The organism is Vibrio aestuarianus, from assembly GCF_012395185.1.
Classification (GTDB): domain Bacteria; phylum Pseudomonadota; class Gammaproteobacteria; order Enterobacterales; family Vibrionaceae; genus Vibrio; species Vibrio aestuarianus.
In genome coordinates, this window is the sequence record NZ_JAAZTU010000004.1 from 36,577 (window position 1) to 50,637 (window position 14,061).

The 14,061-nt window shown below is 43.5% G+C and carries 10 protein-coding genes; 2 read left to right on the top strand and 8 right to left on the bottom strand.

Annotation, left to right across the window (positions count from 1 at the left end):
- Position 1: 1 nt before the first annotated feature.
- The gene (locus HGG78_RS02565) at positions 2-1,018 is read left to right on the top strand and encodes a tetratricopeptide repeat protein (protein ID WP_420911164.1); all 1,017 of its coding nucleotides are present in this window, start codon (positions 2-4) and stop codon (positions 1,016-1,018) included.
- Between the two features lie 43 nt (positions 1,019-1,061).
- Here HGG78_RS02565 and HGG78_RS02570 read toward each other — a convergent pair whose 3' ends face one another.
- From HGG78_RS02570 to HGG78_RS02585, 4 genes are all read right to left on the bottom strand, one after another.
- A complete protein-coding gene (locus HGG78_RS02570) occupies positions 1,062-2,381 on the bottom strand; it encodes an O-antigen ligase family protein (RefSeq protein ID WP_172531993.1) in 1,320 nt (439 codons plus the stop codon).
- Between the two features lie 124 nt (positions 2,382-2,505).
- Positions 2,506-3,654 (bottom strand): HD domain-containing phosphohydrolase, encoded by a 1,149-nt coding sequence (locus tag HGG78_RS02575; RefSeq protein WP_172531994.1) that lies wholly within the window; start codon positions 3,652-3,654, stop codon positions 2,506-2,508.
- A gap of 125 nt (positions 3,655-3,779) precedes the next feature.
- A complete protein-coding gene (chrA, locus tag HGG78_RS02580) occupies positions 3,780-4,922 on the bottom strand; it encodes a chromate efflux transporter (RefSeq protein ID WP_172531995.1) in 1,143 nt (380 codons plus the stop codon).
- A gap of 110 nt (positions 4,923-5,032) precedes the next feature.
- Positions 5,033-6,376, bottom strand: coding sequence for an MATE family efflux transporter (locus HGG78_RS02585; protein WP_420911162.1), 1,344 nt, complete (start codon positions 6,374-6,376; stop codon positions 5,033-5,035).
- A gap of 28 nt (positions 6,377-6,404) precedes the next feature.
- On the opposite strand from HGG78_RS02585, the gene HGG78_RS02590 reads away from it, so the two are divergent.
- Entirely contained in the window at positions 6,405-6,656 is a 252-nt protein-coding gene (locus HGG78_RS02590; RefSeq protein ID WP_172531996.1) for a hypothetical protein, read from the top strand.
- Here the strand turns inward: HGG78_RS02590 and ygjK are convergent, their stop codons facing one another.
- The 4 genes from ygjK to HGG78_RS02610 form a co-directional block, all read right to left on the bottom strand.
- Positions 6,657-9,032 carry an alpha-glucosidase gene (gene ygjK, locus HGG78_RS02595; protein WP_172531997.1) on the bottom strand — a complete coding sequence of 792 codons (2,376 nt, stop codon included), beginning with the start codon at positions 9,030-9,032 and terminating at the stop codon, positions 6,657-6,659. It lies immediately after the preceding gene.
- A 15-nt stretch (positions 9,033-9,047) separates the two neighbouring features.
- Positions 9,048-10,112: a protein YgjJ gene (ygjJ, locus tag HGG78_RS02600; protein WP_172531998.1), complete on the bottom strand. Its 1,065-nt coding sequence runs from the start codon at positions 10,110-10,112 to the stop codon at positions 9,048-9,050.
- Between the two features lie 426 nt (positions 10,113-10,538).
- The gene (locus tag HGG78_RS02605) at positions 10,539-11,972 is read right to left on the bottom strand and encodes an amino acid permease (protein ID WP_172531999.1); all 1,434 of its coding nucleotides are present in this window, start codon (positions 11,970-11,972) and stop codon (positions 10,539-10,541) included.
- Positions 11,973-12,542: 570 nt separating this feature from the next.
- On the bottom strand, positions 12,543-13,967 hold the full coding sequence (locus HGG78_RS02610; protein ID WP_172532000.1) for an amino acid permease: 1,425 nt from the start codon (positions 13,965-13,967) through the stop codon (positions 12,543-12,545).
- Between the last annotated feature and the right edge of the window lie 94 nt (positions 13,968-14,061).

Consider the following 14,061-nt stretch of genomic DNA (forward strand, 5'->3'; position numbering starts at 1 on the left):
TATCAATAAATCAAATTACATTGTTGGATTATTAATATCGCAACTGTTATACGGATGCGCTTCACAACCCAAAAATTCAGACTTTAACGAAGCTCTATACAGTGGAAAGCCGATTGATACCTTGACCTCTGAGGCGATGCCGTTGAATGAGAAAGAGGCAATAATGCGCGGTGATCTCGCCTTGCAGAATAACAATGTTGATTTAGCCTTGTATGAATATATTCGCTCACTGACCTTTCCCCAAACACAGTTTAAAGATAAAACGCTCTACAATATTGGACAGATACACAATTCGAAAGGTAACCAAGAGCTTGCTGAACGAGCCTACCTATTAGCGCTTGATGATAATGCCAATAATATAAAAGTATTGGAGCAGCTTGGGATGATTTATATGAAATCTGGAAGCGTTGAGTCTGGTTCGACCTATTTTTATCGTGCGCTTAATGCTGATCAGGTTCGTTTAAATAGTGGTAAGAGTATTAGTGCGAATCAAGAACTAACGGTAGAAGAAGTGTCAGCGTTGTCAATTGACAACTATTCACCAGCTAAAGCGTATATGGGTATTGGCATATTGGCGGATATAAAAACGCATCATAAATTGGCGCAAGCTTTTTATAATAAAGTTCTGCAAATCGAACCAAAATCAGTCGATGCCTTGCTCAATACTGGTTACTCATATTACATGGCAGGAGATTACAAAACGGCTCAACGTTTTACCGTTCTCGCGTTAGAGAAAGAACCCGATAATGAAAAAGCGCAAAATAATTTGGCTCTTATTTATTTGGCCAAAGGTGAAGAAACTCGTGCTGTTAACGTATTTATGCGTCATATGGATGCCGCCGAGGCTTTGAATAACGTCGGTTATTTCTTGATTTTGCAGGGCGAATCAGAAAAAGCTATTCCTTACTTACAGCAAGCTATTAATAAGAAAGCATCCTATTACGCGATTGCGAACCAAAACTTAGAAAGAGCGTTGGCTGAAGTGAGAGCCAAAACAGATAATAAGCCAACAGAATAACAGTAGTGGTCGCTGTTAATGCTTTATGGCCGCCAAGTAAATCCTAGTCATGATAGGCATTTATAAAAGGTGGCTGAAGGCTTTGAGGGCAATTTAAGCCTAACCAAAATTTGGGCTTTAATTGCTCATTCACAGTCAGAATCTCATACCTATCCCAGCGGGTATACATCTGTTCTGCGACAAAATAGACGCTACAAATACAGATCAATATGATGATTTGATGCGGAACAGAACGCCACTTGCAGCATGAAGTATTGCCCATTTTTTTGTATGAACACCAAAACAGAGCTAATGCGATGATGGCCATTAACTGACTGAGAGCATTATCGAAGACTGATGAAACCAAACTATAAGCTATGCCGACAAGAAGGTTGATCCCCATCATTCTTTGAAAGCGTTTTTTCGTTTTAATCACACTCAGCAGTAGATAGGTTGATATACCGATAAAGCCAAGGCTAGGAATGAGGCCCCAATTGACGAGCAGCAGTAAAACTGAATTGTGTGGCCCGTAATACCCTGTAGATTTACAAATATAGCCGTCGCCCCCCAACCCAAAAAAACTTGATAAACTCAATACTTCTTGCCAAATATCCCACCTTCCTGAAGAAGAGGTCCGAATTGAACCAAGCTCAAATGCTTGGTCTGAAAATAACATGGAGGGAACTGGGTGCAAAAAGAGTAGTTTGATTACATAGCCGATTAAGATAGCTTGCATCACGATAGTTAATATCTGTTGGCGTTTTTTCGGCTCTAACCATATTAGCAAGACAATACCGCCAGTTAATGCAATTGCTGCACCTCTCACATCGGTAATGATCAATAGTGCCACGTCAATCGATAGGACAGTTTTGAGTAGAGTGCGAGATTTTGGCGTACGTGCAATCAGGTAAAGATATAGAGCCGGAATAATGAGCCAAATATGAAGGCGATTAAGAAAGCGAATGTTCGCAAAACCGAACACGGAATGTACGCTAAGCGGGTAGGTGAAGTAAACCTGTAACCAGATCATAAGAGCAATAGACAGCATTAATAACAAGCTAATCCATACCAATGAGATCAGTAATTGACTTTTGTGGTCAGAGATATAAATCATTACTATGGGAGCGGTAAGTAGCAATGCTAAAGTAAAGAAAAAATCAAGCTGGGCAAGCCAGAAATAGTCACTAAAAATATTAGATATACTAGCGAAAAGGAAAGTGATACCGATTAATAATTGAATGTTTTTCGGGATACTTGACAGTGTTGCTATTACATTTTCTCGAACAGCTGTGCTAAAAATGAGTAATAGAGAGCTAAATATAACGATTGAACAGACAAAATAACGTTTGGAGTCATACAGCAGTACTAGGTTATTTCTTGGCATGAAAATATTGAAGCTGAAAAGAAATAAACCTAATAACACGTAAATAGAGAGGAGTTTGGATAATTGCTTTTCAATATTCAAATTAAATGATCCATCAATTATTTTATGATTTAGTCAGACACTATTAATTTATCCTATCTTTGGGGTCCATTTCAGGGTGAGCGGCGATAACTTGTTTGAGATAGTCTTGATGGTAGCGTAGCGCATTAACACAGTGTCTATCCAGTTTTCCATCGACAACCATTTTTTCCAACTCTAACAGCGCAAACGGTACTGACCATGCTTGTTTATACGGTCGATGACTGGTGAGCGCGTCAAAGACATTGGCCACAGCAATGATACGAGCTGAAACCGGAATATCATCTTTACTTAAACCGTAGGGGTAACCACTACCATCTAAAAACTCATGATGATAAGCGACAATCTCTTTCAGTACTGATACACAAGGGTGATGAGGTGAACCCACGTCATCAATAATATGGTTAATGATATCAATCCCTTTTTCGATGTGGCCATAGAGTTGTTGGCGTTCGTTGGCCCCAAAGGTTTCCGTTTTCAATAACATCGAAAGTGGTAACGAGAGTTTTCCTATATCGTGATATCGAGAAAACTGCGTAATGTTGTCAATCATTTCGTCATCAAGCTGATAAATATCGGCAACCTCAGTGGCAATCACTTTGGCATAGCTGCTGATCCTTACTTGATGTTCTAGGCTTTCTTGTAAGTGCTTAGGTGAGCGCAGCTGAGTATGACGAGCCGTTTCTAAAATCGTATGGATTAAATGATATTCAGAGCAGACAGCAAAGCGCACCATGTCAATAAAGGGCTCTAATGTTTCTTGGAGAGATTCACTAAAATATTGTGCTTGTTTCGAATTGAGGAAGATGAAACCGATAAAACAACCATCGTGATAAGTCGGTATCGCCATTGAAGAGATAAAACCTTGTTCAATCAGCCATTTGGTGTGAGGATGATTTGGCTTTAGTTGACTCGGTATATTACCAATACTACGACTTTTTTCGGTTGTTGAGCACTCTTTTAAGGCCGGTAAATCAGCAAGGGGAAATTCATAATGCTGTAGCTCATAAGCGTTGTAAGTGCTGTCTGCGTAAGTTTTAAGATGCTCGGAGTCTGGGTCGTACAATGCAAAAGAAATACGATCAATATGAGGGACACTGACACGCAATCGGTCATGAAGGTCGGACAGTTGCTTATTGAGTGTACCGACATGTTGAAAAAATGAATGATCACCATTTTTGCTGTGCGTGTCCATTGCTCGTTCCTCTACCCTTTATTCGCCAGCTTATGGGGCTGAAAATTTTTATGCCTAATGAATAAGTTTAGGATAGAGAAGCGAGGTTTGTGGGAAATTACTCAAATAATTTCCCTTTGATTGATCTAGATTAGCTCAATCGCGATGCCACCCAACATGAAAAAGATGACCATCCAAATAATCGGCAATTTAAGCTGTCTTAGCAAATAAAAACCGATCAGAATAAGTGCCATATCTACACTAGCTGACACGGCACTGTTAAATACAGGTTGATAAAGGGCTGCTGCCAATAACCCGACTACGGCAGCGTTCACTCCATTGATTGCGCCAGCGATTTTGGGTTGATTGGCTAACACTTGCCAGTTCTTTAACACACCTAAGAGCAGCAAAAATCCCGGTAAAAAAACCGCTAGGGTGGCGAGTATCGCTCCAAGAATAGGCGAGTGTGGTAAAAGTTCGTAGCCAATATAAGTGGCGAAAGTGAACATTGGCCCAGGTACAGCTTGCGCCGCAGCATAACCGGTTAAAAATACATCTGAAGAGAGTTGGTCGCCGACTAAGTTTTGTAACAAAGGAAGTACGACATGACCACCGCCAAAGACTAAACTACCCGCTTGATAGAAATGGTTAAACAGCGCGAGTTCAGGCATAAAATGAGCGACTAGAGGCAAGCCGAACAGTAAACCGACAAATAGAATTAATGGTAGCACTGAAGGGGAGAATGATTTTGTCGGGAGTAAATCTTGGCTCGGTAGCCATCTTGCGCCAATGAGAGCGGCGACAATCAACACACCGATTTGAGTACTAATACTGGGCGCAATCAGCAACATCACCGCTGTTGCAACGCACAAAGCAACGGCAATGCGATGGCTACAGAAATTTTTGTACATTCCCCAAGTCGCATCAGCTACTACCACTACGGCAAGCAGTTTTAGGCCATGAACAATATGCTGGAACAGCGGCATTTCAGTCAATTGGCTACTGACCATCGCCAACAACACCATGATGATCACGGAAGGCAGAGTAAAGCCAATAAAGGCCGAACATGCTCCGAGTAAGCCGCCACGTTGATAGCCGACCGCAAAACCAACTTGGCTTGAGCCAGGTCCCGGCAGGAACTGACTTAAAGCAACGAGCTGGGCGTACTCTTTATCTTCGATCCACTTTAGTTTGTCGACGAACGTGTTACGAAAATAGCCAATATGTGCCGCAGGGCCACCAAAGCTAATCCATCCAAGCCAAAAGAAAGTTTTGAAAATCGTGAACATGGGTGAAAGTACTCAAAGTTTGGTATAGAACTACTTTAAAGGCTCGATTTTACAGATTCAAATTTATTGATTAAGCAATTGTAAATCAAACCACTTTAAAAGAAGAATGACTAACTAAGCTTAAACTTGGTCCATGCTTTAGAGCGCCAACGTTTGAACATGATAATGCCACGAAACCATTCGTCTACGGAAATCGCGACCCACGCTCCCACCACGCCCCATCCCCAATGCAAACCGAATAAATAGGTCAAACCAGCACCAAAGATCCACATGCTCAATATGCCCATTTGTACCGGAAAACGAATGTCGCCAGCGCCTTTTAAGGCTGCGATAAAAATCAGGTTAAATGCTCGTCCTGCTTCCATCACAATCGACCCTGTAATCAACATGGCAACTAACAGTGTGATTTCTGGATCGGAAGTGAAAAGGGCAATAATATCAAAACGCAACAGGTAAATAGAGACGGTTAACGCCGTTGAAACCAGAAAACCGACCACGAAGTACTTCTGCACTTTAGTCAGAATTTCATCCACCCAACCTTTACCGATATAATAGCTAGTTTGAATTTGCCCTGCTTGCCCTAGTGCTACTGAAAATGCAAACGCAATGCGGGCAATATTTTGTGCATAGGTAAATGCTGCCAGTGAAGCCGTGCCCATTTTCACTACGAAGAAAATCACCGTCAGCTGCATCATATTGTAAGAGAGGATCTCGCCAGCATTCATCATGCCGATTTTAATGATCTTCTGGTAAAGTTTTTTCGGGATGATGTTCCATTCTGAAAATGGCAAAGCAATGTGATAGTGCTTAGCAGTGAAGTACAGCAATATGGTGCTGACTATTTGGCTAAATACCGTTGAAATGGCTACCCCTTCCACGCCATAAACCGGCAAGCCAAACGGTTGGAAAATAGCAATATAGTTACCAATGACGTTGAGCAAGCCTGCAAATAAGTTAATAAACATCGGAGCTTTAGAGTAGCCATTACTGCGTAAGATCGTCGCAAACACGATGCCAATGGTAACGTTTACCGTAAAGCTGCCACTGATGATCAGATATTCATACCCGTATTGGGCTACTTGTGCTTCGAGTCCATAGGCGTTCATCACCGCATTAGCACTTAAAAATGAAGCTAAACTTAAAGCACTGCCAATAGCCAGCCCCAATAATAAGCTTGCGATATTGACATGTGCCGATTCACTTTGGCGGCCTGAGCCATTGTACTGACCAATCAGAATGCCCGTACCGCTACTGACCATCATCGATACAATCAAAAGAAAGAAATTGATTTGAGTGATAACCCCAACCGCAGATACAGCCTTATCTGAATAGCTACTAAGCATAAATACATCGCTAGTGTTAATTGCGGTGCGCAATAAAATTTCGATGAAAATCGGCCAAGTTAAGGTGACGATATTCATTCGAGTATTAAGATCGATACTGCTTTTTGTCATGGGTTATAGCTCAAAAGAGAAATCAAATATGGTCAGGAATGACAACAAATTTTTTGGTGGCGAAGGATTGCACAGAATTTATCCTATTGTGTTAATTAACGGAAAGGAATTCGCTTTGAAACGGCGATACGATGTACTTACTCCTAAGCTTCGATTTATGTATCTTCTGTTCAAAGTCAATAAAGCAGTATCCATGATTTCAGGCTATGATTTGTATGATGATGCTTCTTCTTTTTTTTTAAAAAAAAGCGCCATTTATAGGCGCTTTAGTCGAGAATAATTAGTGAGTGTCAGTAAAGAAATCGTTGTAAAGCATGTACAAGTGAGCCGCACTCCAAGAGAAGTTTGGTGCACCTTGCTGTTTACCGTTTAGTGGGTTGTAGTTCTCACGGATAGGGCCGTCTTGTACTAAACCATCGGCGTGGTCAAAGAACGCGCTTGCCATTTCAATCGCATCGTCACGGTAACCGTAGCTGTCCATACCTTTTAGGCCGAAGTAGAATTGGTCTACCCATACGCGTCCACGCCAGTAAATATCTGGGCCGAATGCTGGGCTAGAAAGCGCCGCTGTGCCCAGTGGAACGTAGGTGTTGAACTCAGATGTATCTTTCATCACAGAGACAACCGCATCAGCGTGCTCTTGAGTTGCCACGCCGTTGAATAGTGGTGACCAACCTTCAGGGCCTTTGCCACGTTCTACAATCGGTTTACCTGCACAGCCATTGGCGAGTGGTTTGTCTTCGATGCGAATGTCGTAAAAGAAGTTAGTGCCTTCGTCGAACATACAAGTGTTGATGTAGTTCGATAGGTGCTCCGCTTTTTCGCGGAACTCTTTCGCTTCAGCCTTTTTACCTAGAATATCAGCCATTTCTGCTAGGTACTTGTTATCGCTGTACATGTAGCTGGCTTGGTCAACAGACTCTTGCAGTAGTGAATAGCCTAGCAATGTGCCGTCTTCAGCGCGGTTTTGAGCGAACTCAACGTCCCAATCGCTGCGCTTGCCGCCGTTAGCAACGTATGCGTCTAGCTGATCTTTATCGATGAAACCAAATGCTGCGGCATCGTCACGACCAGACTCCCAAGAAGCGGCTGTTTGAGCTGGGCTTTCGATGCGATCGTAATCACCTTTAGCCATCACTTCATTTAGTGCTTTTTGGCCAATGATGGTCTCGTGTTTATCGCCACGAACCACGGTGAAGTACATTTCGCCTTCAGGTGTGTTGTGTGCTTTGTCGCGCGCTGCACCATATTCAGGTACACCGTTGCCGTTGTGATCACGGTTACGTAGCCACCAATCATGGTACGCGACTAGCTTTGGATACATTTCTTCCAACCAAGCTTTATCGCTGGTGGTCTTGTAGACTTCCATTACCGCCCAAGCAGCAAGGCTAGGCTTAGTGTTACGCTCGTTCCAGTTGCCACCGTCACCGCCACGTTCAGGGCTTAGGTTGTAAGCGAGTAGATCTGGTACGTAACCTTCATCCCAAGGACGAACCGCATCGTCTGCTTGGATTTGGTAAGCGAACATCGCGCGGATGTTGTCTTTTGCTACGTCTGGGTTGAAGTGAGCCATTGCGTAAGCTTGCTTCCATGTGTCCCACGGCCAAGTTTGGTTGCCTGAAAACCAACGCGCCGTTACTGATGGGGTCACAGAATCAAACTTCATTGCACCTGCTGCGCCACGCCAGTTACCGTTTAGGGTTTCCATCGCTTTAACCGCAACACGCTCTTGTTCTGGCGTTGCATTCGGGTTGGTCAGACCCATCTCTAGGTAACCTTCCCAACGTGCTTCAGATGTGGCTAAGAAGTCGGTAGGGTTTGCCATGATCTTTTTGATTTTAGGTTGTTCCGCTTGCGCTTCTTTTGCGGTTAGCACATGCGAGTATGTGGTGTAGATGGTCGTTGATTGTTCAATGCTTGCGGTTGAAGTAAACGCTAGGCCATCCACCTTGGTTTGGGTTGGAATCGATTTATGAACTTGGTACTCAGACTCACCTGAGGTCAGTAGATCCCACGTTGAACGTACTTTACCGAACGTTACCTTTAGGCCATCATCTGTTGCAATGATTTGACGGTCGTACTCAGGGTAAGTCTCTGCAATGGTTTTAGCGGTTTGCGCTACGCCTTCTTTCGCGTGTGTTTTTTCAAGCAGTTCTCCATCCCACACTAACTCAACAGGAGAGTCTGTGGTGACTTTAGTCTCTAGCAGAGAGGTACGGTTAGAAGCAAAACGCATCGTCAACTCGACCGTTACGTCATCTGATTTGAGTATCTGAACCAATGCGCCCGGTAAGCTGTAAGCTTCCATGGTGAACGCGACTTTTTTGCCATCTTTGAACACGCTTAGGCGGTCAAAGTTATCAGCCATGAAGTTGATGTACTCTTCGGTAAGCAGTGCAGTCCCTGGGAATCCGCCCATGCCTTCTGCACTGTCTGGCAGCAGGTGACCGTGCCATGCGCCTAGGTCGAAGAATGGGTTAAAGCGTTGGTGGTCATCAAAGTCATAGTCACGCATGTATTCTGGTGAGCCAGTGCGGTCAATAACATTCTTAAATTCGTTAGCTTGCAGTTGCTCCGAGCCAGAGTTTGATGCACAACCAGTAACAACAAGGGCTGCGCCGATAGCGAGAGCTGTGAATGATTTATTCAGTTTCATTATTAATTCCTGTTATTACCAGTAGAAGTATTGCATTGCGAATACTTGAGCGTCGCCGATTTCAGTGTCGCTGCCTACGCCAAAGCGGCTATCGAAAGCAGTCGCAAACGCGCCATTTCCGTATTCGTACCAAACACCAGCGTTGATGAAAGAGGTGATTTCTTTTTCTCCATTGTCGCCATCAAAGTTTGCGTAGTTGTAAGCGGCCGATAGGTAAACGCCCTGAGCTGCTTCGTACCAAGCACTGGTTTGAATACCCGTTTCGCTGCCAAATGATTCTTGGTTGCCTTTATCTGTGTCGTGCCAAATACGCGTCGCAAAGTTTTTGTATTCAGCACCCAATAGCAATAGTTCACCGCCATCGTTGTTACGAACTTCACCACCACCCATTAGGGTTAAGTCGTCGGTCAGATCGTATTGGAGGTAGCCATTGACCATTGCGTTCTTATCTTTCCATTGGTCTGCAAAGCTGTCGTATTTACCGAAGTGAATTAGAGCATCGTCTTCAGAGAAGTCAGACTCTGGCGCGAAAGAAACGCTGTAGCGAAGCTTGCCTTCTAGGTTTTGGATCTTCACACCAAGGTGTACGTCTCGTGTGTTTGAGATTGCGTAACCGTATTCAACCGTAGGGTCACCCCACCATTGAACGTCATCTAATGAAGAGTCCATACGACCAATCATGAATTCTGTTTTGTTGTCTGTGCGGTAGCCAGCGTAAAAGCGGTTAAAACCACCTTCAAAGCCGCCCCAGCCGTGGCCCGTTGCCCAAGCATTACCTTCGTCGTCGGCTTGTACTGTCCAGCCTTCCATGTAGGCAAGGCCAAACCAATTACCATGCTCGATAGCCAAACCAGCTTCGATGTAAGTACCGTCTGCGTAACGGCCTTTATCATCACCTTCTAGTGCTACGTGACCACCGAGGCCAAGTTCACCATAAAAGTTAAATAGGGTTTCAGTATCTGTTTTCGGAGGCTGAGTATCACTGTGGTTTGCGGCGGATTCTTCCGCATGGACAGTGGTACTTAAGGCAGCAAGAATACAGCTTGTAATAAGAGTTTTTTTAGTAAAACTACTTTTCATTTTAATCACTTCTATGTCGGGGTTATAAATGAAGATTCGTAAGCAGTTCTGACTTCTAATATGGGGTGCTCTTCAAGGCGTATTGGTCAGGTCACTTACGATCGCAAGACAAATATTAATGATAATTTTGCTGTTTAAAATTAATTCAGTTTAAAAGTGTGATCTATTTTTAGTAAATATTTACTTTATTTTTGTTTTTAATTTGAGTTGAATTTGTAGAGATATGACTAGGGAGGTAAGTATTTGTTAAGTGAATCTTTTTGTGGGCTGATAGATTGTTGATTTGCATGTTTTCTTTCTGTATGACTTTGGTGAAATTGACCTGTTGGGGAGAAATGTATCAACAAATAAAAAGGCACTCACTGTATGGTGAGTGCCTGTAATCGTTCAAATCAATACCAAGATGATGATCAAGGTTAAGATCGACTAGGCGTTAGCCGCTTCCGGTTTTGCCTCTAGTTTCTTCTCTTCAGGAGATAAGCTTTTCTCGTATTTGCCGTATTTCCACCATGCATAACCAAGGAAAATTACAATACCACCCACGTTGTAGAAGATGATGGTCATGATGTCTGCGCCTGTTGGGAAGGTAGAGGCGAAGAAGCCAACGGTGAAAATCGCGATAAGAATCGACACTGCTGTAATACCGACTGTACGGGAGCCCATGCGGAAGTCACGTGGTAGATGGTCCAACTTCACACGCAGATGAAGGTAAGCAATCATGATGAACAGTGGTGGTAGCATAGAAGCCGCTGCTGTCATATTGATGATGGTGCTCATCAGATCTTGTACTGTGTCAGATGCCAATGTTGGGATGAACATTAATGGAATCACGATGAAGAACTGAACCCATGCGGCACGCTCTGGAACACCTTGTTTGTTTAATGCAACGGTTTTCTCGCCGAAGATACCTTTAGGGATTTCTGAGAAGAAGATCTTAACCGGTGTCGCCGTCCACATAAGTAGAGAGCCCAACATTGCCGTGAATGAAACCACACCAACGAAACGGTTCATCAAGATTTCAGACAGTCCAAAGTGTCTTGCTAGTCCTTCAAATACCTGAACAGAGCCGCCTGTAAATTTAAGCTCTTCACGAGCAACAAATACGTTCGCTAACACAGACCCTACCGAGTAAAGCGCACCGATGAAGATACCGGCAATGATGATTACTTTAACGAAAGATTTGTGACCGCCTTTGATGTCGTTGACGTAAACCGCAACTGATTCTGCACCGCCTGCCGCCATGAATATCCAAGTGATTACACCAAGGAAAGCCCAGTTAAAGCTTGGTGTCATTGCTTCGATGGTGATTGGGTCAACTGGTTCGATACCACCAATTAAAGCGCCGCCAGATAACAAGATGTAAGACAGAGTTAGCAGCAGCATCAGTGATGATGTTAGTGAAGTGATAGGGCCCAGTAATTTCGCGCCGTTGTTAGAGATATGGGTCGCGACCGCAAATAAAATGGTACTCAATATCGCGGTGGTCATTGGCGTGAAGATGTACTCGAAACCTAAGAACGCATAAGACGCGTAAGCGATGATTCTAGGCAGCAGAGAGGTGAAGAAGAACAGGTTAACAAACCAGTAGGTGTAAGCTGAAATAAACGCCCAGCGGCCGCCTAGAGAGCTTTTAACCCAAGAATAAACACCCGCTTCAGAGTCTTTATTCAGTGACACAAACTCAGCGACTATCAGACAGAAAGGAACAAAATAAAAGATGGTTGCTAGAAAGAACATCGGAGCCGAAGAAAGGCCGATCTCGATGTTGTTATTAATGATGTTATTGAAGCTGTATACCGCCGCGAAGGTCATAGACAGTAGGGCAAATTTGCCTATCGTACTGCGTTTATTTTCGGACATGATGTTCTCCGGTGAATCACGTTGATGATCGTTATAACTTGGTCCTAGAGAGGGAAGCTCTAAGCCGCACTTTTATTGTTATGTTGGTTTGGCAAACACCCGCTTTGTTTTGTCAGGGTTGGCTCATTGTTGTTTTTATAGATTTACGATCGGACTTATTAATACTTTGTCTCTTGGTTTTCAGTAAACTTATTACCAAAACAAAGAGTTAGAGATTAAGAAGCTCATTGAAGAGGTTGTTTGTTTCATAATCGACGATTTATAAGGCTTGTAGGGGCTTTTTGTCGCTTTTTTATATGAGTTAGTTTGTCTCTTCAGCAAGAAGATTAAAGATTAAGCGGCGGGAAGTTAATCGAAATTGATCAAATATGTGACCTTGAGTAAGTAAATTTAGTTAATGTTTTACCTTGGTTTTTATTCGAGTTTTATTACCTGTTAATTGGTGTGTTTCGTGAACTGAAGCCTTGACGAAATACCGTTTTTATTTTTCGATTTGTTATTTAATTGCCTGATTTAAAACAAAAAAAGCGCCTTGCTAGGCGCTTTTAAAGTTGGGGGTAATGAGGAGTGCTACGATTGCTTAGCTGTTTCTAGCTTTGCGTCTTTACCTGCCTGCTTTTTTTCAAAGCGCGAGATCCACCACCATGCAATGCCAGAGAATACCGCTGTCATGAATACGTTGATAAAGAAGGCTTGAACTAGGTCAACACCTGTTGGGAATGCCGATGCAGTCATGCTCACAACGAAGATACCAATAAGTACAGATACAACAGCCATACCTTGAACTCGAGTACCCATGCGGAAATCACGCGGTGTATCGTCATGCTTCAAGCGGAATACAAAGTATGCCACCATGATGAAGATAGGCGGTAACATTGCAGTACCTGCTGTCAGGTTGATTGCAGTGTTCATCATGTCTTGTACTGATTCAGAGCCGAAGCCGTTAACTACAAGCATCACGAATACGAACGCAAACTGCCACCATGCTGCACGAACTGGAACACCGTGTTCGTTAAGCTCTGTCGTTTTCTCACCGTAAACGCCTTTAGGAATCTCAGAAAAGTGAATTTTTACAGGCGCTGCCGTCCACATCATCATCGAGCCAAACATAGCAACGAACAGTACGATACCAACGAAACGGCCAACGAGAGATTCAGAGATATTGAAGAATTGCGCCATACCAGTAAAGATTTCAACCATACCACCGGCGTAAGTTAAGTCTTCACGAGCAACGAACACGTTTACCAGTAGCGAACCTACGGCGTACATTGAACCGATAGCGATGCCCGCACCGATAATTACTTTGATGAAAGACTTGTGACCGCCTTTTACATCGTTTAGGTATGCCGCTGCAGTTTCTGCCCCCCCGGCTGCTTGGAAGATCCAGCACATGATACCTAGTGTTGCCCAGTTAATGGTCGGTGTCATTGCCTGAAGTGTGATTGGTTCTACTGGTTCATGGTTGCCGCCCAGTGCCATTAGTGCACCAATAACGTAGATCGCGAACAGTGCGAATACACCGTAAGCCACTATTTCAGAGATCTTACCTAGCCAGCTCGCCCCCTTGGTTGAGATGTGTGTTGCTGCTGCAAACAGAACAATCGAGATCACTGATGTGACAAATGGAGAGAAGGCGTATTCGTAGCCAAGCATCGCGTAAGACGCATAAGCGATAACATTAGGTAGCAGAGATACAAACCAGAATAGGTTTACGAACCAGTACAAAAATGAGCCCAAGTATGCAGCTTTAGAACCCAGTGGCTTTTTAAGCCAGTCGTACATGCCTGACTCTGAATTTTTATTTGCTGATACGAATTCTGCAATGATGAACACAAACGGAATGAAGTAAATAAGGGTCGCAAGCAAAAAGATAGGAGCAGAACTTAATCCCAATTCGATGTTGTTGTTTACGATGTTGCGAACGTTAAATACCGCTGCAAATGTCATGGAAAGCAAGGCAAATTTGCCTAACTTACCGCGCACAGATTCAGACATAGTGTCCTCCAAGGAATCACGTAATTATAGTCGTCATTTCTCTATGCTTCCTTGTAGGGAAGAAGCATAAAGGCGTTTGCAGTGTGACTGAGCC